This is a genomic window from Enterobacter sp. E20, assembly GCF_000801755.2.
Taxonomy (GTDB): Bacteria; Pseudomonadota; Gammaproteobacteria; order Enterobacterales; family Enterobacteriaceae; genus Enterobacter; species Enterobacter asburiae_B.
This window is the reverse complement of the sequence record NZ_CP012999.1, coordinates 150,214-169,614: the sequence shown is the minus strand read 5'-3', so window position 1 is coordinate 169,614 and position 19,401 is coordinate 150,214. Positions and strand designations below refer to the sequence as shown.

Genomic DNA, 19,401 nt, shown 5'->3' with positions numbered 1-19,401 from the left:
CCCTGCTCTGCGGGGGCGCATCACGTTGTACTGTTCTTCCCTCGGGCTATGTGGAGCGGTTATGCCTTATTTACTTGAAATGAAAAGCATCACCAAACGCTTCGGCACGGTGAAAGCCGTCGACAACGTCAGCCTCCGGTTGAATCCCGGCGAAGTGGTTTCGCTGTGCGGCGAGAACGGCTCGGGCAAGTCGACGCTGATGAAAGTGCTGTGCGGGATCTACCCACACGGCAGCTACGAAGGCGAAATCGTCTTTGCCGGTGAAGTTATCCAGGCGACACACATCCGCGATACCGAACGCAAAGGCATCGCCATCATCCACCAGGAGCTGGCACTGGTGAAGCATCTCACCGTGCTGGAGAACATCTTCCTGGGGGCCGAAATTTCCCACCGCGGCGTGCTGGATTACGACACCATGACGCTCCGCTGCGAAAAGCTGCTGGCGCAGGTTAGCCTCAACATTTCACCGGACACCCGCGTGGGGGATCTGGGCCTGGGGCAACAGCAGCTGGTCGAAATAGCGAAAGCGCTTAATAAACAGGTCAGGCTGCTGATCCTTGATGAGCCCACGGCCTCGCTCACCGAACAGGAAACCGCGGTTCTGCTCAACATCATCCGCGATCTGCAAAACCACGGCATCGCCTGTATCTACATTTCGCACAAGCTGAACGAGGTCAAAGCCATTTCGGACACCATCTGCGTGATCCGCGACGGGCAGCACATCGGCACGCGTGAAGCCGCCGGGATGAGCGAAGATGACATCATCACCATGATGGTGGGCCGCGAGCTGACGGCGCTCTACCCGAATGAGCCTCACGCTAAGGGCGATGAAGTGCTGCGCGTGGAAAACCTGACCGCGTGGCACCCCGTTAACCGCCACATCAAGCGCGTCAATAACGTCTCGTTTTCTCTTCACAGCGGTGAAATTCTTGGGATTGCCGGCCTCGTCGGTGCCGGGCGCACCGAAGCCGTACAGTGCCTGTTTGGCGTGTGGCCGGGGCGCTGGGAGGGCACGGTTTATATCGACGGCCAGCCGGTGAAAATCGACAACTGCCAGCAGGCGATTGCCCACGGCATTGCCATGGTGCCGGAAGATCGTAAGAAAGACGGCATCGTACCGGTGATGGCGGTGGGTAAAAACATTACGCTTGCGGCACTCGATCGGTTCTCCGGCGCGCTGAGCAGCCTGGACGACGCCGCCGAGCAGCAGTGCATCCTCCAGTCGCTTGCCCGGCTGAAGGTCAAAACCTCCTCGCCGGAACTGGCGATAGGCCGCCTGAGCGGGGGGAATCAGCAGAAGGCGATTCTGGCGCGCTGCCTGCTTCTCAATCCACGCATATTAATTCTTGATGAGCCAACGCGCGGGATTGATATCGGTGCCAAATATGAAATCTACAAACTGATTAATCAGCTTGTACAGCAAGGGATTGCCGTCATTGTCATTTCGTCTGAGTTACCCGAAGTGCTCGGCCTGAGCGACCGCGTGCTGGTCATGCACGAGGGAAAACTGAAAGCCAACCTGATTAACCAGAACCTGACGCAGGAGCAGGTGATGGAAGCCGCTTTAAGGAGCGAACGTCATGTCGAAAAGCAATCCGTCTGATATCAAAGTCGCTGTTCCGACGCCCGGTGCGTTCGCGGGGCTAAAAGCGCTTAACCTGCAGGTTTTCGTGATGATCGCTGCCATTATCGTCATCATGCTGTTCTTTACCTGGATGACCGATGGCTCGTACTTAAGCGCGCGTAACGTCTCCAACCTGCTCCGCCAGACCGCCATCACCGGCATCCTGGCCGTGGGCATGGTGTTCGTGATTATCTCCGCGGAGATCGACCTGTCGGTCGGGTCGATGATGGGTCTCCTCGGCGGCGTGGCGGCGATTTTTGACGTCTGGCTCGGCTGGCCGCTGCCGCTGACCGTGGCGGTCACACTGGTGCTGGGTCTGGTACTGGGTGCCTGGAACGGCTGGTGGGTTGCCTACCGTAAGGTGCCATCGTTCATTGTCACCCTGGCGGGGATGCTGGCCTTTCGCGGGATCTTAATCGGCATCACCAACGGCACCACCGTCTCCCCGACCAGTGCAGCCATGTCGCAGATTGGCCAGAGTTACCTCTCGGATAGCGTGGGCTTTACCCTCGGTGTGGTGGGGTTGCTGGGGTTTGTCGCGTGGCAGTGGCGTGGACGCATGCGCCGTCAGGCGCTGGGGCTGGCTTCTCCAGCGTCAACGTCGGTGGTGGGGCGTCAGGCGCTCACGGCGGTCATTGTTCTGGGCGCCATCTGGCTTTTAAACGACTATCGCGGTGTCCCGACCCCCGTCCTGCTGCTGGCGCTTTTACTGCTGGCCGGTATGTTTATGGCGACGCGCACCGCGTTTGGCCGCCGTATTTATGCCATTGGCGGCAACCTTGAAGCTGCCCGTCTCTCGGGTATCAATGTCGAACGTACCAAGCTGGCGGTTTTCGCCATTAATGGCCTGATGGTCGCTATCGCCGGGCTGATCCTCAGCTCGCGTCTGGGCGCCGGCTCGCCCTCCGCCGGTAACATCGCCGAGCTGGATGCTATCGCCGCCTGCGTCATTGGCGGCACCAGCCTCGCTGGGGGTATCGGTAGCGTGGCGGGCGCGGTCATGGGGGCATTTATCATGGCGTCGTTGGATAACGGGATGAGTATGATGGACGTCCCGACGTTTTGGCAGTATATCGTCAAGGGGGCCATTCTTTTACTGGCAGTCTGGATGGACTCGGCCACCAAGCGACGGGCCTGATAACCGTATTGTGACTTAATTGGGAAGTGAGCCATGTTTGAAAAGCGTCACCGCATTACGTTGTTATTCAATGCCAATAAAGCCTACGACCGTCAGGTGGTGGAAGGTGTTGGTGAATATTTGCAGGCGTCGCAATCTGAATGGGATATTTTTATTGAAGAAGATTTTCGCACCCGTCTGGAGAACATCAAAGACTGGCTGGGCGATGGCGTCATCGCCGACTATGACGATCCCGTCATCGAACAGCTGCTGACCGACGTCGACGTCCCGATTGTGGGCGTCGGCGGCTCCTACCATGCGCCCGAACACTATCCGCCGGTCCATTATATTGCCACCGATAACCATGCCCTGGTCGAGGCTGCCTTTCTTCATTTAAAAGAGAAAGGCGTCCATCGCTTCGCGTTTTATGGTTTACCGGCCACCAGCGGCAAGCGCTGGGCCGTCGAACGAGAGCACGCGTTTTGCCAGCTGGTCGCGCAGGAAAAATACCGTGGCGTGGTCTATCAGGGGCTGGAGACCGCGCCGGAAAACTGGCAGCACGCGCAAAACCGCCTGGCGGACTGGCTGCAAACGCTGCCGCCGCAAACCGGTATTATCGCCGTGACGGACGCTCGCGCGCGGCACGTGCTGCAGGTCTGCGAACACTTACACATTCCGGTGCCCGAAAAGCTGTGCGTGATTGGCATTGATAACGAAGAACTGACCCGCTATCTGTCTCGCGTGGCGCTCTCCTCCGTTGCTCAGGGCACGCGTCAGATGGGCTATCAGGCGGCGAAGCTGCTGCATCGTCTGCTCGATAAAGAATCTCTGCCGCTTCAGCGTTTGCTTGTGCCTCCTGTCCGCGTCGTGGAACGTCGCTCAACCGATTATCGCTCCTTAAGCGACCCGGCCGTCATTCAGGCCATGCACTACATTCGCAACCACGCCTGCAAAGGGATAAAGGTCGATCAGGTGCTGGATTCGGTGGGCATTTCGCGTTCGAATCTGGAGAAGCGTTTTAAAGAAGAGGTGGGCGAAACCATTCATGCCGTCATCCATGCTGAAAAGCTGGAGAAAGCACGCAGCCTGCTCATTTCCACGTCGCTGTCGATCAACGAAATCTCGCAGATGTGCGGTTACCCGTCTCTGCAATACTTCTATTCGGTGTTCCGCAAAGAGTATGACACCACGCCGAAGGAGTATCGGGATCGCCACAGCGAGGTGTTGATATAGAAAAGAAAACGCCTTCCAGTGGAAGGCGTTTTTTTTGAGATTACATATGGGCGGCGATTAAGCGCTGGTTATCCTGGTACATGGCGAACAGATAGTTGTTATAGCTCTGTCCCTTTGTCGAATAACCTTTCAGCTTGTGGATCATCGTACTGGCCGTCACTTCCTGGTCCGCTTTACGCAGCTGAGCGCGTGATTTACGGAACGATGAGTAGGCCGGGTGCGTGTTCAGATTCACCACATAGGCGCTGACGGAATCTTTCACAGATTCAAACTGCGAATAGCCTTTCACCTTGCCAGGGGCATTATTACAACGACCTTTCACACATTTCATGCCGAAAAGGTTGTTGTTGCTACGCGCGAGCTTAGAAGTACCCCAGCCGCTTTCGGCAGCAGCCATGGTCGCAACCATGCTGCCCGGGATGATATCCACACGCTCAAGGAGAGCATTCCACGGCACACGACGCGTGTTACCGTTCCAGCTCAGCTTATAGCGCCTCGTGATATCTTTCAGACGCGCGCGCTCTGACGGCGACCAGCGGCTATCGTACTGCTTGGAAATCAGCCAGTTACGATCCGCAGTAATCGCGGCATTTTGACTCGTGATGTAAGGCATTACCGTCCGGAGAAACGCTTTTTTCCTTGGTGTTCCGGAAGGGTATTTTCGCAAATCAGGAAGTGAACTACTCTTTGCACTATTGCGAGAATACTCTTGTTTACTGCTAACCTTACTACTTGTCGTTTTTATTACGTGGGCTTTCTTACTCGTTGTATCCGTGTGCGTCTTCGCAAGCACCTCACCCGAAAATGCCGTGGTGAGTAACATGAGTATCGCAGCCCCATATCGTCGAATGGGAGTCGATATCATTAGGTCTCCTGGTCGGATGTAATCATCCCAACACCTTATTTTTTTCACAAATTTGAGAGCGGAATCTCAAATCATATCAAAAATAGACTTCAAGAGCACGTATAGAAATAGTCCAATTCTGAAACTATGTCACCTGAAACTTGCTCATAAAAACATCATTCCACAAAAACTGTGTGCGCTATCGCAGATAACTGCCTAATTTTGCGCGAGATCACTCATCCTCACGCTTCCTCCCGGCAGAAAGCGACAGGGGATGAGTTTTTGCCCCTCGCCTGATGGCACACTGGTCAAAAATGCCGCGACAGGAAAAAGGAATGAAACGTACCGCATTAGCCTTTCTGATGTTACCCGCACTGGCGCATGCCGACTGGTCATCGCCGGGGTTTAGCGCATTTAGCGCCGAAGGCACCGGGGTCTTCACCAGCCAGGCAAAGCTTGCGAAGGGTACGCGTCCTCTGACGCTAAGTTTTGACAAGACGTGCTGGCAGCCTGCGGACGCGATAAAACTCAATGAGATGCTGTCGCTCAAGCCCTGTGACGGCACGCCGCCGCAGTGGCGTCTTTTCCGCGACGGTGACTACCAGATGCGGATTGATACTCGCTCCGGCACGCCCACTCTGCTGCTGACGATTCAGAGTGCCGCAGAACAGCCGGTTGCAAACGTCATCCGCCAGTGTCCGAAGTGGGACGGTAAACCGCTGTCGCTGGACGTCAGCAGTACCTTCCCGGAAGGCTCCGTGGTGCGCGACTACTACAGTAAACACACGGCGACGGTGCAGAATGGAAAAATAACCCTGCAGCCAGCCGCCAGCAGTAACGGCCTGCTGCTGCTTGAGCGCGCCGAGACCGACAAGCCTGCGCCGTTTAGCTGGCAAAACGCCACCGTCTATTTTGTGCTGACCGACCGTTATGTGAATGGTGACCCGGGCAACGACAACAGCTACGGTCGTCATAAAGACGGTATGCAGGAGATTGGCACCTTCCACGGCGGGGATCTCAAAGGACTTGCCGGCAAGCTCGATTATTTACAGCAGCTGGGAGTGAACGCACTCTGGATAAGCTCTCCGCTTGAGCAGATCCACGGCTGGGTAGGCGGTGGCACAAAGGGGGATTTCCCGCATTACGCCTATCACGGCTACTACACCCAGGACTGGACGAAGCTCGACGCCAACATGGGCACCGAAGATGATTTACGCCATCTTGTCGACGAAGCGCACAAGCGCGGGATCCGCGTTCTGTTTGATATCGTCATGAACCACGTTGGCTATGCCACGCTGGCAGACATGCAGGAATTTCAGTTTGGTGCCCTGTACCTTCAGGGGGATGAGCTGAAAAAGACGCTGGGAGAACGCTGGACGGACTGGAAGCCGGGCGCGGGCCAAAGCTGGCACAGCTTTAACGACTACATCAACTTTAGCGACAAAGCCGCATGGGAGAAATGGTGGGGCAAGAAATGGATCCGCACGGACATCGGCGATTACGACAACCCCGGCTTCGACGATTTGACCATGTCGCTGGCATTTCTGCCGGATCTGAAAACGGAATCCACGACGCTTTCCGGATTGCCAAACTTTTACCAACACAAGCCCGACACCCACGCGAAGGCCATCCCGGGATATACCCCGCGCGATTATCTGACCCACTGGCTCAGCCAGTGGGTACGTGACTACGGCATCGACGGTTTCCGGGTGGATACGGCGAAACACGTTGAGCTTGCGGCCTGGCAACAGCTGAAAGACCAGGCAAGTCAGGCGCTGGCCGCCTGGAAAGGGGCGAACCCGGACAAAAAGCTCGACAACGCACCGTTCTGGATGACCGGGGAGTCCTGGGGCCACGGGGTGATGCAAAGCGATTATTACCGCCACGGTTTTGATGCGATGATCAACTTTGACTATCAGGAGCAGGCGGTAAAAGCGGTGGATTGTCTGGCCGATATGGATCTCACCTGGCAGCAGATGGCGGAAAAGCTGCAAAGCTTCAACGTGCTGAGCTATCTCTCATCACACGATACGCGTCTGTTCCGCGAAGGGGGCCAGCGCGCGGCGGAGCTGCTTCTGCTGGCTCCGGGTAGCGTACAAATCTATTACGGTGATGAATCCGAGCGTCCGTTCGGTCCGACGGGTTCTGACCCATTACAGGGCACCCGGTCAGATATGAACTGGCAGGACGTCACGGGCAAGCAGGCCCTAACCGTCGCCCACTGGCAAACGCTGGGCCAGTTCCGCGCCCGCCATCCGGCGATTGGTGAAGGCAAGCAAACCACGCTGTCGCTGAACGAGGGGTATGGATTCGTGCGCGAGCATAATGACGATAAGGTGATGGTGGTATGGGCAGGTAATCAATAACGGCACATTCCAGTTCCCTCTCCCTGTGGGAGAGGGTTAGGGTTGGGGAAACCCACCAGAACTATTCACTACACAAATACACTTCCGCCCTATAAAACAACAAATCCGACCACATCACCCGATTTGCACCAGCACGGTGCTAGCGTTATGGTTACCCACTTTCAAAATAAGCTCGACAGATCACCTGCTATGACGTTTTCACTTTTCGGCGACAAATTTACCCGCCATTCAGGCATTACTCGCCTGATGGAGGATCTCAACGACGGGCTGCGCACACCGGGCGCAATCATGCTCGGCGGTGGAAACCCGGCTCAAATCCCGGAGATGAATACCTATTTCCAGACGCTGCTCGCTCAGATGCTGGAAAGCGGCAAAGCAACCGATGCGCTTTGCAATTACGACGGCCCGCAGGGTAAAACCGAACTGCTGGCACTCCTCGCCGAAATGCTGCGTGACGAGCTGGGTTGGGATATCGAACCACAGAATATTGCACTAACAAACGGCAGTCAGAGCGCATTTTTCTACTTGTTTAACCTGTTCGCAGGGCGTCGCGCCGACGGCACCACCAAAAAAGTGCTGTTCCCGCTGGCACCGGAGTATATCGGCTACGCCGATTCCGGCCTGGAAGAGGATCTGTTCGTCTCTGCGCGCCCGAACATCGAGCTGCTGCCGGAAGGCCAGTTCAAATATCACGTCGATTTTGAACACCTGCATATTGGTGAAGAGACGGGCATGATCTGCGTATCGCGCCCGACTAACCCAACGGGCAACGTGATCACCGACGACGAACTGATGAAGCTGGATGCGCTGGCGAATCAGCACGGTATTCCGCTGGTGATCGATAACGCCTACGGCGTGCCGTTCCCGGGCATTATCTTCAGCGAAGCACGACCGCTGTGGAACCCGAACATTGTCCTGTGCATGAGCCTCTCTAAGCTGGGTCTGCCGGGCAGCCGCTGCGGCATCATCATCGCCAACGAGAAAATCATCACCGCCATTACCAATATGAACGGCATTATCAGCCTTTCACCGGGCGGCATTGGCCCGGCGATGATGTGCGAAATGATTAAGCGCAACGACCTGCTGCGTCTGTCGAATGACGTGATCAAGCCATTCTATTACCAGCGCGTTCAGGAGACGATTGCGATACTTCGCCGCTATTTGCCGGAAGAACGCTGCCTGATCCACAAACCTGAAGGAGCAATTTTCCTGTGGCTGTGGTTTAAGGATTTGCCTATCACCACCGAACTGCTCTACCAGCGCCTGAAAAAGCGCGGCGTGCTGATGGTACCGGGCGATTATTTCTTCCCGGGACTGGATAAGCCGTGGCCGCATACGCACCAGTGCATGCGCATGAACTACGTACCCGATCCGGAAAAAATCGAAGCGGGTGTTAAAATTCTCGCCGAAGAAATTGAAAAAGCCTGGCGCGAAGGCAATTGTTAAATATTAAGGCTCTTCGGATGAAGAGCCTTATTTTTACGTGATCTATATATTTTATAAAGGATATATCCTTCTGCTTTATTTCCCTATTATTTAAAGGGATTGTTTAGGATAATTCCTGTTGTTTTAATGGCACTATAGTAATTCAAAAATAATTAAGTAAACGTTAAATAATAACTTAATTAACTCATTGTTATATAAGATTTAAAACAAACAGCGCTGGTAAAAAAATATCCTCGGAGCGAGTCTGTGTGCATTTTTAAAATACTGCATATACTCACTAATACGCCGCTCGGCGTTCTATTGCGTGGAGTATTTTTATGCTACCTAATAATGCTAGTCGCATCAGCGTAATTGCTGCTGCGGTACTGCTCGCGTTCTCTCTTTCTGCCTGCAGTGGAAGCGGTGGCGGATCTCACTCAACAGCCAAAAATAACCCTGCAACCGGAAGTAATACCGGCTCGGGTGATGGAAGTGGCACAACGGCTAACAATGGTGGTTCAGGCAGTAACGGATCTGGCTCAGGTTCAGGGACAGGCTCGGGCTCAGGCTCAGGAACGGGAACCGGAGGTAACGGCAGCGGAGGAACCGGAACGGGCAGTGGCGGCACAACCACTGCAGGCGTGAATACTGTGCTGGGTGATGCCGGTAAAACGGTGACCAGCGTCGGCTCTACGGTGGACAGTCTGGGAAGCCAGATCCCAACAAATAATCCTGTCACATCAACCGTTTCAACCACCGTCAGCGGTGTTGGCAGCGCCGTCTCTACCGTGGGGACAGGCGTCACCTCCGGCATTGGCGATCCGGGCAACGCGAACGGTGTTGGTACGACGGTTCAGGGCGTGACCACGTCGGTCACCTCATTGGGCAATACCGTCTCTACGGTAGGCACGGGCCTGGCAAGTTCGACATCGGGAACACCGGTTAGCGGCGTAACAGGCCTGACGGGCAGCGTTGTAAACAGTACCGGGCAGTTAGTCAGTAACACCGGCACAGGTTTAACCAACACGGTCAGTAGCCCTGCGGTAGCTCAGGTAACGACCGATACCACGACTGTGGTGAACAAGACGCTGGGCGGTGTACAAGGCGTGACGCAAAGCGTGGGCACCACAACAGGTCTGGGTACTCCGGTCAACGGCCTGCTGACGCAGGTAGGAAACACCGTGAGCGGCGTAGGTACCAACGTTAGCAGCAGTAATAGCGGGCTTAGCGGCGTAGGTCAGGTCGTTCAAAACGTCGGCCAGACGGTGACGGATACCGGTACGCTAGTGAAACCCGCCACCTCGACGACCGGAGGAGGATCAGGCTCTCTCACAGCTAATGCAAATGTGGCGGCCACGAACAACAGCCTGGGTGCGACGGTCAATACAACCCTCAATACCCTGACGTCGGGCGTTACCGCCAGCACAACAACACGTTAACCACCGGTCTACTGACGCCAAAACAGTAAAACGGTTATTGCCTTTCTGCGCCCCTGCTTCAGGGGCGCTTCGTACAGCGACACTCCCCCTAACCGGGAATGATGAACAGGGATAGCGCGATGAAAAACCATTTCCTTTTTTCGCTGACGGGGCTGGTTGTGTTGAGCATGGCCCGCGCCGATACACTGCCCTCTATTATTAACCCTGATAACCCGGCGCAAGTTTCTCGCAACGTTGCCCCAGAACAGACTGAGACCGTCCCACAGCCGAAAGTCAAAATAGAAAAACCGCAGTCAACGCTGACGCCTGAAACGCCCATTACCATTCGTCACATTCAGTTTATTGGCGGCACGCGTTATCCCTTGCAGGAATTACTTAACCCCTTCAGGCCTTACGCCGGAAAAACCGTGCCGCTAAAAACGCTTACGGGGCTGGTAAATGATATTACGGCGCGCTACAAGGCCGACGGTTTTCCGCTCTCTTATGCCTGGCTGCCCGATAATAATTTCCAGCAGGGAAATATTAAAATTGTCCTGGTCGAAGGGTACGTTGCGCACAGCGACATAACCAGTAACAACCCCAATATCGCCGCGCGCCTTAAACGCTTGTCAGAAAAAATCATGGCGGAAAAACCGCTGTCTCAGGATACGTTCGATCGCTATAGCCAGCTGATGACCCGCACCCCGAACGTTCCGGTCACGGCCAACGCGCAGCTGCCAACCAATATCTATGGCGCGGCGGCGATGCAGATAACCGGTAATGAGGAGCGAAGCTGGAATATCGCCTCCACGATCGACACCCGTAAAGGGCAAGATTTAATGATGCTGAACGGGACGCTCAGCAACCTGACAAGCTATGGCGATCAGCTTGGCGTGGCTACGCTTATACCATTGGATAGCAACACGCGAAAAAACTATGTGGGTCTGAACTGGCAGCAGTTTTTAAACGATGAAGGGCTGACGATGCAGATCAAAGGCAGCTATTACCGTGAAAATCCGCGGGATTTTTCCCCCCTGCTCACTTTGCCCAATAATATTCAGGTCGATTCGAAGCAAAAAACAACGCAATACAACGGCGGCGTCGCGTTTGGCTATCCATTGCTGCTGACGCAAAAATCACAAATTAATCTGACCAGCGGTTTTGATTATACCGACCGCCGGGATGACTATGCCCTGCAGGCCAGACTGCAGGGCAAAACCTACAGTCTGGACTCCGTCAACCAACACGCGCGTTATCCGGCGCTGGAAGTGGGTATCAATGGTGCACATCAATTCACAACCGCCAGCATCAGCGGCAGACTCAACGTACGACAGGGTATTGATGCGTTGGGTGCCGATATCGTCTCAACGCCTAAACCCGATATTAATTTTACGCTCACAAAAAGCTATTTAGACGCAGCCTGGCTGTTTGCCGATAAATGGCGGCTATCAACATCCTGGGAGGGAGACTGGTCAAATAACACGTTGCCAGAGCCCGAACGCGTTAGCTTCGGTGCCCAGCGCTTTGGCCGTGGATATCAGGACAGTGAAGCAAGCGGTGATTACGGCTATGGCGGGCAGGTAGAACTGCGCTATATCAAGATGCGAAAAGAGAGCACCTGGCTTGCCACCGTCCAACCCTATATCCTGGCCGATACCGCGCAAACCTGGTTTAACACGTCCGGTTTGCCTCATCAGCGGCTCGGGTCAGTGGCTGCCGGGGTGATGATAGGCGATACGCGCCACTATAGCGTCACGGTTGAGGCGGCAAGACCCGTCGGGGATGTTCCGACAGACAGTCGCAACAGGGACTGGCGCTACAGTCTGACGTTTACGTGGAATTTCAATAAAATGCAGTAAGCTTTTCAGCCCGAATCCTGGCAGGGTCAACGCAGCGCAACGCGTGGGTTGGACAGGCCTCCACGCAGGCCGGTCCGCCTTCGCGATGCAGGCATAAATCACATTTCAGCGCCTGCGCCTTATTTCCCTCCAGGCGCACCTGCATCGCCCCAAACGGACATGCCACCACACAGCTTTTGCACCCAATGCAGCGCGTCTGCTCAACGAGCCAGGCTCCCGTCGTACGGCTGATGGCATGGGTTGGACAGACGTTAGCACACGGCGCGTCCTCGCACTGATGGCAACCCACTGCCGTAGTGTATGAACTTCCCTTAACCACCCGAAGGCGGGGCGAAAAGGCATTAGCGGAGACGGCGTCCTGATGCGACACCGCGCAGGCCACTTCGCAGGTGCGGCACCCAATGCATTTTTCCGCATCCGCCATGATAAATCGGTTCATGTGTTACGCCTCGCGTGCATTAAAAGCCGGTTCTTTTGAGATAGCCGCTCGCACTACCGTCGAAGTCAGAACGAATGTAAGCCGGATAAAACATAACGACTCCTGATATCCGTGCTTAATTCCCGCCTTTCGCCAAATCCGGACGAGAGTGCCCGGTTTGATTTTCTTTAAGCATGATACACATGATGCACACCTTTATTGATGGCGCAGATCGCATTAGCGTATCAGGAATATTAATGAGGAAGCCATGACGGGAAGGGAAAACGGGAGATCGGTACTCTCAAATATGCCCGGCGGCGCTTCGCTTGCACGGGCCTACGTAAAACTGCGATGGCTGTCCATGTAGGCCGGGTATGGCGAAGCCGCCACCCGGCTTTAGCGCATCAGAAACGCCAGGTCAGACCGGTCATCAGCGCGAAGCTGTCGTCGCGGTCGATCATCGGGCTGTTCTTCACGTCGTCAGGCAATACGGTGTAGACCGCGCTGGCGTTAAGATACAGCTTCTGGGTTAACTGATATTTGGCCGCCAGGCCAACGTATGGCGTCCAGCTGTCACCGGCGGTGTATTCATCCAGACCTGAGCGGCGAGACTCGCTGTCGGATACGCCGTAGTAGTAGTCGTTATAGCTTTCGTCGCTATAGAAAATACCGACAGAGGGCGTCAGGGTCAGGCGTTCCATCCTGATTGGACGGAAGTATGAAACCTCGCCGATCATACCGCCGCTTTCATCCGTGGCATCGCCCGAGACCGCCACTTTCAGCGAACCCCAGCTTTCGTGGCGGTAGTACGCGCCGCCGAGGAAGGCAGAAGCTTTACGCTCATCAAGCTTTTTCATCTGATGGTCGTCGTTGTCATCAGGATCGAAATGCAGCGGCATCCACGATGCGGTCAGGCTGAGTTCATTTTTTGCGTCTTTCCACAGGATCCATCCGCCCGTGGTCTGGCGAACATAAAAGCTATCGCCTTCGTAGCTAATTAACGGTACTGCGGTAGTATTTTCGTTATAGCCTTTGTAAGGAGACTCATTAAATACAGCCCCCGCTCCTAGTGAAAAGTCACCGGCCATTGCTGAGGATGTTGCAAATAACGTGGCAGCGATGAGTAAATTGTATTTAATAGTCATTACATGTAATCCATTAAAATGCCAAACAAGCGAGGCGCATAATAATGGTTACAAATTTGCCAATGCAACGCTGCGGTTTATATAATATTATATACAAAATCATATAGATGGGTGTGCATGATGAATAAATTACAGCTAAAGCCGCGCGAGTTAAAAATTATATCCGTCATCGCAGCCACCCACAGCATTGGTGATGCCGCCGCCCTGCTGGGCATGGCGCAGGCCAACGTCAGTAAATATCTGTCTGATTTTGAAACGCGGGTTGGACTCAAGGTTTTTGAGCGCACCACGCGGCAGCTGGCCCTGACCCAGTTTGGGGAAGCGTTACTCCCGTACATTGATGCCACGCTGGATAAGAACAGTCAACTCGTTAATTTTATTGCTGATTATAAGCATGAAAAGCGCGGAAAGGTCACGATCTATGCCCCTACAGGTATCGTAACCTATCTCGCGCGCCACGTGATCCATCAGATAGAAGATATCGGTGACATCCGCATCTCCCTGAAAACCTATAACCTGGATCGGAATGAATATTCAGAAGGCGTTTCCTTTCCGGATGACTGCGACATTTTAATTACCTATGCGCCGCCGAAAGACGAAAGTCTGGTTGCCAGCGTGTTAACAAAATATTCTGTTACGGCATTCGCTACCCTGGAATATTTAAATAAACACCCCTTAACGGGACCTGAAGGTTTAATTAATCACTCCTGTATTCTCATTGATTCCATGCTGATCGATGATGCAAACATCTGGCGTTTCCGCGTACACGGCAGTGATAGCGTGCATGACTACCGGGTGACCGGTAATTATATTTGCGACAATACGCAGACGGCCCTGGAGCTGGCAAGAAATAATCTTGGGATTGTTTTTGCGCCAAAAGAGAGTCTGAAAAAAGAATTAACGCAAGGGATGCTGGTTCCCTGCTTCCCGCATCAGGAAGAGTGGTGGCTCGATCTGACGGCCATCTTCCGCAAACGCGAATACCAGCCCTGGCGCGTGCAATACGTTCTGGATGGCGTTCTGAACTGCCTGCGCCAGCAAATTGCTCAGGCCGCCCATGGACGGCCTGAGCTGGGCGATTAGAACAGCCCCAGCGGTTTATCGGAGTAGCTGACCAGCAAACATTTCGTCTGCTGATAATGCTCCAGCATCATCTTATGGGTTTCACGCCCGATGCCCGATTGCTTATAACCGCCAAATGCCGCGTGCGCCGGATAGGCGTGGTAACAGTTGGTCCAGACGCGCCCGGCCTGAATACCTCTGCCCATTTTATAGGCCAGATTACCGTTGCGGCTCCAGACGCCGGCTCCCAGGCCATACGGCGTGTCGTTGGCAATCTCCAGCGCCTCCTCCATCGTTTTGAAGGTGGTCACGGCCAGCACCGGTCCGAAAATTTCCTCCTGGAAGACGCGCATGTTGTTCTGACCGAACAGGATCGTTGGCTCCAGGTAATACCCTTCCTGCAGATCCCCGCCGAGCACCTTACGGCGACCGCCCGTCAGAATATCCGCCCCCTCTTTCTTGCCGATATCGATGTAGTTGAGGATGGTTTCCAGCTGTCCGTGCGAAACCTGCGCCCCCATCTGCGTAACGTTATCGAGCGGGTTACCGCTGCGGATAGACTCGACGCGGCGAATGGCCCGCTCCATAAAGCGCTCATAGATGGACTCCTGCACCAGCGCACGGCTTGGGCAGGTGCAGACTTCGCCCTGGTTAAACGCAAACAGCGCAAACCCTTCCAGGGCTTTATCGAAGAAGGCATCCTCTTCCTCCATCACGTCCGCGAAGAAGATGTTCGGGGATTTCCCACCCAGCTCCAGGGTCACCGGAATGATGTTCTGCGTGGCGTACTGCATAATCTGCTGGCCCACTTCCGTCGACCCGGTAAACGCCACTTTAGCGATTCGTTTCGAGGTAGCCAGATATTCCCCTATCTCACCGCCCGCACCGTTGACCACGTTAATCACGCCAGGCGGCAGAAGATCGCCAACGATTTCCATCAGCAGCAGCACCGAGAGCGGGGTCAGACGCGCCGGTTTAAGCACAATGCAGTTCCCGGCTGCCAGCGCGGGCGCCATTTTCCAGCTCGCCATCAGCAGCGGGAAGTTCCACGGAATAATTTGCCCGACGACGCCCAGCGGTTCGTGGAAGTGATACGCCACGGTGTCGCTGTCTACCTCGCTTATTCCGCCCTCCTGAGCGCGAATGCAGGAGGCAAAATAGCGAAAGTGGTCGATGGCCAGCGGCACGTCTGCCGCCATCGTTTCCCGGATCGGCTTGCCGTTATCCCAGGTTTCCGCCGTCGCCAGCAGCTCCAGATTCTGCTCCATCCGGTCAGCGATTTTAAACAAAATAGCCGCGCGGTCCTGAACGGAGGTATGGGCCCATTTATCTTTCGCTTTGTGCGCCGCATCCAGCGCCAGGTCGATATCACGCTTGCCGGAGCTGGCTATTTCGCACAGCGGCTGGCCGGTTACGGGGGTCAGGTTGGAATAGTATTCGCCGTCGACGGGAGCTACCCAGTCGCCGCCAATAAAGTTGTCATAACGAGGCTTCAGCTTGAGGGGAAAACCATACTCGCCGGGCTGGATACGCGATGAGGGAGGATTGTTTGTCATGACCGTCTCCTTGCTGTTGGTGTACATCAAGGGTAGTTCCGGCTGGCGATTTTCTCGCCAACCGGTAACGGCTTTACGACGGGGGTCACGGAGTTTCAGGAAATAATAACGAATCGCGCAATAAATGATCGTTACCGCGACGGCGGGTGAAGCCGATGCGGTTGAAATACTCCAGGATCTGAATCGCCAGCTTGCGGCCCACGTTCAGCCGGTCGCGGAAATCAGCTGCGCAGGTAGAGCCCCGCTCCTGATCCAGCTCGCGGATCAGGTTCGCAAACGCCACAATGCGATCGTTACGGTAATAACGATCTTTCACGATCGCGACTATCAGCCCCTGCTGCGCCGCATGGCGCAATACCTGACGCATCACCTGCTCGTCGGTATTCGTTTCGCGGGCCAGATCGCGAACCCACCACGGCTCATCGCCAAACAGCGAGGCCACTTTTTGCCATATAGCCTCTTGCTCAGCGGTGAACCCGGCCTTGTGATCCGGAAGATGCAGCCAGCCGTGGTGGCTTTTGATCGCCCCGCTTTCGCGCATGTTTTCAATCAGCAGCAGCACCAGCGCATCGTCTTCCATCGGCAGCGCCATGCGCCGCAGACGCTCACGGCCCGGGCCAGGCTCATACTGATGCTGTTCATGGTACGTTGCGAGCGTGTTCAGTATCTTACGCTGCCAGTTCGCAGCAACCGGGGCGTTTAGCAGACTGTTTCCAGCCTGAATAAAGCCCGGCTGTTGAGCCAGCAGGCGTAACCCTTCCTCGCTCAGCTGGCGTGCCCATGCAAAATCACGCAGGCTCACCGCACCGCGCTCAAGATGCACCCGCAGCGCGGCGTTATCATCGCTGGCCTGCGCCAGCGCTGCCAGCCACTGCAGATATTCAGGCTTACGCTTGCCGCGTCGCGGTGGATTCAGCGCGACCACCCGTGCCCCGGCCAGCGTTTCCCGCGCGGAAATATCACGCAGAACCAGACGATCGTTGTCTGCAAGCCAGAGCGGTGAATCGAATACCAGTTCGGCAAGATCGTTTTCCAGCAGCGACACGCGCCCGGTGATATGGCTGGCCGCGTGGTGAATATGCAGCGGCTGCCATTGGGTCAGGGGCACGTTTGTCTGCAGGGAGACAATGACGCGTTCAGACGGCTCAGGCGGGGCATCGGCCAGCAGCCAGTCGCCGCGGTTAAGCTGCTCTTTTTCCGCATCCCCGGTAATGTTCAGCGCGATCCGCTGCCCGGCATGAGCACGCTCCGCGGGCTGGTTTTGCGCATGTAAGCCGCGCACGCGCATCGGTTTGTTAACGCCCGTCAGCCAGAGCGTATCACCTACGTTCACTTCACCGCTCAGCGCCGTCCCGGTCACCACCAGCCCCGCGCCTTTGACGGTAAACGCCCGGTCAATTGCCAGACGGAAGCGGTGATGGCTGGCGTGGTCACGCGACGAAAGCTGCCGTAAGTGGTGGCGAAGTTCATCGATACCGCGCCCTTCTGTCGCCACGGTGACAAAAAGCGGTGCATCGGCAAAACCATACTCCTGCAAGGTCGCCTGTACCGCTTCGCGCACTTCGCTGACGCGAGCGTCATCCACGCGATCGGCTTTGGTCAGCGCCACGGTCAGCTGCGGGTTACCGGTCAGCTGCAGGATCGCCAGATGCTCATGGGTTTGCGCCATAACGCCATCATCGCAGGCCACCACCAGCAGGGCATGATCGATGCCCCCCACGCCCGCCAGCATGTTGGACAGAAACTTTTCATGCCCCGGAACATCAATAAAACCCAGCACGCGGCCATCAGGCTGGGGCCAGTAGGCATAGCCCAGATCGATGGTCATGCCGCGCTTTTTCTCTTCCGGCAGGCGGTCGGCGTTTATGCCGGTAATCGCCTGCAGCAACGTGGTTTTTCCGTGGTCGACATGACCTGCGGTGGCAATAATCATTTCAACAACATCTCCAGAAATCGCTCTTCATCTTCAAGGCAGCGCAGATCCAGCCACATTCGGCCATCGTAAATCCGCCCGATAACCGGCGCGGGAAGGCCACGCCAGCGCGACGACAGGGCTTCAAGGTGGCTGCCGCGCCCGTCACGCGGGGTGAACGTGAGCGCTTCACTCGGCAGCCTGTCCACCGGCAGCGAACCGCTGCCAATCTGCGACTGGCAGGGTTCAATGCGAACGTCAAAATCGGGGTAGTGCGGGGCAATGCGCGGCAGCAGTAATTCGGCCTGGGCGCGAATCGAAGCGGCATCGCGGGTTAACAGACGCAGCGTGGGCAGGCGGTCGGCCAGTTTCTCCGGATGGAGATAGAGCCGCAGCGTCGCTTCCAGCGCGGCAAGCGTCATTTTATCGGCTCGCAGGGCGCGCTTGAGCGGATGCTGCTGCAGCTTCGCAATCAGCTCGCGCTTGCCGACGATAATTCCGGCCTGCGGCCCGCCCAGCAGCTTGTCGCCGGAAAAGCTGACCAGGCTAACGCCTGCGGCAATCATCTCTTGCGGCATCGGCTCTTTTGGCAGCCCGTAAAGGCTCAGATCCACCAGCGAGCCGCTGCCGAGATCGGCAATCACCGGAATATTCAGTTCGCGGCCAATCGCCGCCAGCTCTGCCTCTTCAACCGTTTTGGTGAAGCCTTCAATATGGTAATTGCTGGTGTGGACCTTCATCAGCAGGGCGGTATTTTCATTCACCGCCGCGCGATAATCTTTCGCATGGGTACGGTTAGTGGTGCCCACTTCATGTAGCGTGCAGCCCGCCTGGCGCATCACGTCCGGAATACGAAACGCCCCGCCAATCTCCACCAGCTCGCCGCGGGAAACCACCACCTCTTTGCCGCTGGCGGTCGCCGCCAGCATCAGCAGCACCGCTGCGGCGTTGTTATTCACAATGCAGGCATCTTCCGCGCCGGTCAGCTGGCACAGCAGGTCCGCCAGCGCCCGGTCACGATGCCCGCGACCGGCGCCGTCCAGATCGTACTCCAGCGTCACGGGCGCCCGCATGGCCTGTACAACCGCCGCAACCGCCTCTTCCGCCTGCTGCGCGCGGCCCAGGTTGGTATGGAGCACGGTACCGGTCAGGTTAATCACCGGGCGTAATGCGCTTTGCGCTTTCTCATCCAGCCGGTGCTCAACTTCCTGCTCCCACGCCGCGCACCAGTCGGGCAAGGCGTTTTCTGCCTGAATAGCGCATCGGGCTTCGTCCTGAAGCAGGCGTAACATCTCCACCGTCGCGGTATGGCCGAAGCGCTCAACGGCAGCATGAATGCGGGGCTCGCGAAGGAGACGGTCGGTAGCGGGGATCTGGCTGTACAGCGAATGATGAGTAGTCATGAAAGCGCCTGGCGAGTAA

At 55.9% G+C, this 19,401-nt stretch carries 14 protein-coding genes; 8 read left to right on the top strand and 6 right to left on the bottom strand.

Going from position 1 to position 19,401, the window contains the following annotated elements:
* Positions 1-61 precede the first annotated feature (61 nt).
* Genes NI40_RS00745 through xylR form a run of 3 tightly spaced genes read left to right on the top strand, consistent with a single transcriptional unit; the run spans position 62 to position 3,974 of the window.
* Complete coding sequence (locus tag NI40_RS00745) at positions 62-1,603, top strand: xylose ABC transporter ATP-binding protein (RefSeq protein ID WP_039261158.1); 1,542 nt, start codon at positions 62-64, stop codon at positions 1,601-1,603.
* Positions 1,581-2,762 (top strand): xylose ABC transporter permease XylH, encoded by a 1,182-nt coding sequence (xylH, locus tag NI40_RS00740; protein ID WP_039261156.1) that lies wholly within the window; start codon positions 1,581-1,583, stop codon positions 2,760-2,762. Before NI40_RS00745 ends, xylH begins: the two co-directional genes overlap by 23 nt.
* A gap of 33 nt (positions 2,763-2,795) precedes the next feature.
* Positions 2,796-3,974: a D-xylose utilization transcriptional activator XylR gene (gene xylR / locus NI40_RS00735; RefSeq protein ID WP_023309935.1), complete on the top strand. Its 1,179-nt coding sequence runs from the start codon at positions 2,796-2,798 to the stop codon at positions 3,972-3,974.
* Between the two features lie 40 nt (positions 3,975-4,014).
* On the opposite strand, the gene NI40_RS00730 is transcribed toward xylR, so the two are convergent.
* Complete coding sequence (locus NI40_RS00730; RefSeq protein ID WP_039261154.1) at positions 4,015-4,839, bottom strand: protein bax; 825 nt, start codon at positions 4,837-4,839, stop codon at positions 4,015-4,017.
* 314 nt (positions 4,840-5,153) lie between these two features.
* On the opposite strand from NI40_RS00730, the gene NI40_RS00725 reads away from it, so the two are divergent.
* The 4 genes from NI40_RS00725 to NI40_RS00705 all read left to right on the top strand — a co-directional run bounded on the left by NI40_RS00725 (position 5,154) and on the right by NI40_RS00705 (position 11,886).
* The gene (locus tag NI40_RS00725; protein ID WP_039261152.1) at positions 5,154-7,184 is read left to right on the top strand and encodes an alpha-amylase; all 2,031 of its coding nucleotides are present in this window, start codon (positions 5,154-5,156) and stop codon (positions 7,182-7,184) included.
* A gap of 189 nt (positions 7,185-7,373) precedes the next feature.
* Positions 7,374-8,630 (top strand): valine--pyruvate transaminase, encoded by a 1,257-nt coding sequence (avtA, locus tag NI40_RS00720; RefSeq protein ID WP_039261150.1) that lies wholly within the window; start codon positions 7,374-7,376, stop codon positions 8,628-8,630.
* Positions 8,631-9,259: 629 nt separating this feature from the next.
* Entirely contained in the window at positions 9,260-10,048 is a 789-nt protein-coding gene (locus NI40_RS00710; protein ID WP_224979705.1) for a collagen-like triple helix repeat-containing protein, read from the top strand.
* Positions 10,049-10,167: 119 nt separating this feature from the next.
* On the top strand, positions 10,168-11,886 hold the full coding sequence (locus tag NI40_RS00705; RefSeq protein ID WP_039261149.1) for a ShlB/FhaC/HecB family hemolysin secretion/activation protein: 1,719 nt from the start codon (positions 10,168-10,170) through the stop codon (positions 11,884-11,886).
* Here the strand turns inward: NI40_RS00705 and NI40_RS22300 are convergent.
* Together NI40_RS22300 and NI40_RS00700 are read right to left on the bottom strand one after the other, a co-directional pair.
* Complete coding sequence (locus NI40_RS22300) at positions 11,870-12,325, bottom strand: 4Fe-4S dicluster domain-containing protein (protein ID WP_071884802.1); 456 nt, start codon at positions 12,323-12,325, stop codon at positions 11,870-11,872. The two genes, NI40_RS00705 and NI40_RS22300, sit on opposite strands and share 17 nt — an antisense overlap.
* 383 nt (positions 12,326-12,708) lie before the next feature.
* The gene (locus NI40_RS00700) at positions 12,709-13,449 is read right to left on the bottom strand and encodes a MipA/OmpV family protein (RefSeq protein WP_039261147.1); all 741 of its coding nucleotides are present in this window, start codon (positions 13,447-13,449) and stop codon (positions 12,709-12,711) included.
* 117 nt (positions 13,450-13,566) lie between these two features.
* Here NI40_RS00700 and NI40_RS00695 point away from each other — a divergent pair, with 117 nt between their 5' ends.
* Complete coding sequence (locus tag NI40_RS00695) at positions 13,567-14,532, top strand: LysR family transcriptional regulator (RefSeq protein ID WP_065419815.1); 966 nt, start codon at positions 13,567-13,569, stop codon at positions 14,530-14,532.
* On the opposite strand, the gene aldB is transcribed toward NI40_RS00695, so the two are convergent.
* The 3 genes from aldB to selA form a co-directional block, all read right to left on the bottom strand.
* Positions 14,529-16,067, bottom strand: a complete 1,539-nt coding sequence (gene aldB / locus NI40_RS00690; protein ID WP_039261144.1) for an aldehyde dehydrogenase AldB — start codon at positions 16,065-16,067, stop codon at positions 14,529-14,531. The two genes, NI40_RS00695 and aldB, sit on opposite strands and share 4 nt — an antisense overlap.
* A gap of 85 nt (positions 16,068-16,152) precedes the next feature.
* Positions 16,153-18,000, bottom strand: coding sequence for a selenocysteine-specific translation elongation factor (gene selB, locus NI40_RS00685; protein WP_039261142.1), 1,848 nt, complete (start codon positions 17,998-18,000; stop codon positions 16,153-16,155).
* Positions 17,997-19,382: an L-seryl-tRNA(Sec) selenium transferase gene (selA, locus tag NI40_RS00680; protein WP_039261140.1), complete on the bottom strand. Its 1,386-nt coding sequence runs from the start codon at positions 19,380-19,382 to the stop codon at positions 17,997-17,999. The genes selB and selA overlap by 4 nt, the downstream gene beginning before the upstream one ends.
* Between the last annotated feature and the right edge of the window lie 19 nt (positions 19,383-19,401).

Excerpts from the sequence above, each read along its gene's own strand:
- NI40_RS00730 (WP_039261154.1), bottom strand. The coding sequence starts at position 4,839 with ATGATATCGACTCCCATTCGACGATATGGGGCTGCGATACTCATGTTA.
- NI40_RS00725 (WP_039261152.1), top strand. The coding sequence starts at position 5,154 with ATGAAACGTACCGCATTAGCCTTTCTGATGTTACCCGCACTGGCGCAT.
- NI40_RS00695 (WP_065419815.1), top strand. The coding sequence starts at position 13,567 with ATGATGAATAAATTACAGCTAAAGCCGCGCGAGTTAAAAATTATATCC.
- NI40_RS00705 (WP_039261149.1), top strand. The coding sequence starts at position 10,168 with ATGAAAAACCATTTCCTTTTTTCGCTGACGGGGCTGGTTGTGTTGAGC.
- NI40_RS22300 (WP_071884802.1), bottom strand. The coding sequence starts at position 12,325 with ATGAACCGATTTATCATGGCGGATGCGGAAAAATGCATTGGGTGCCGC.
- xylR (WP_023309935.1), top strand. The coding sequence starts at position 2,796 with ATGTTTGAAAAGCGTCACCGCATTACGTTGTTATTCAATGCCAATAAA.
- xylH (WP_039261156.1), top strand. The coding sequence starts at position 1,581 with ATGTCGAAAAGCAATCCGTCTGATATCAAAGTCGCTGTTCCGACGCCC.
- selB (WP_039261142.1), bottom strand. The coding sequence starts at position 18,000 with ATGATTATTGCCACCGCAGGTCATGTCGACCACGGAAAAACCACGTTG.
- NI40_RS00745 (WP_039261158.1), top strand. The coding sequence starts at position 62 with ATGCCTTATTTACTTGAAATGAAAAGCATCACCAAACGCTTCGGCACG.
- NI40_RS00700 (WP_039261147.1), bottom strand. The coding sequence starts at position 13,449 with ATGACTATTAAATACAATTTACTCATCGCTGCCACGTTATTTGCAACA.
- aldB (WP_039261144.1), bottom strand. The coding sequence starts at position 16,067 with ATGACAAACAATCCTCCCTCATCGCGTATCCAGCCCGGCGAGTATGGT.
- selA (WP_039261140.1), bottom strand. The coding sequence starts at position 19,382 with ATGACTACTCATCATTCGCTGTACAGCCAGATCCCCGCTACCGACCGT.
- avtA (WP_039261150.1), top strand. The coding sequence starts at position 7,374 with ATGACGTTTTCACTTTTCGGCGACAAATTTACCCGCCATTCAGGCATT.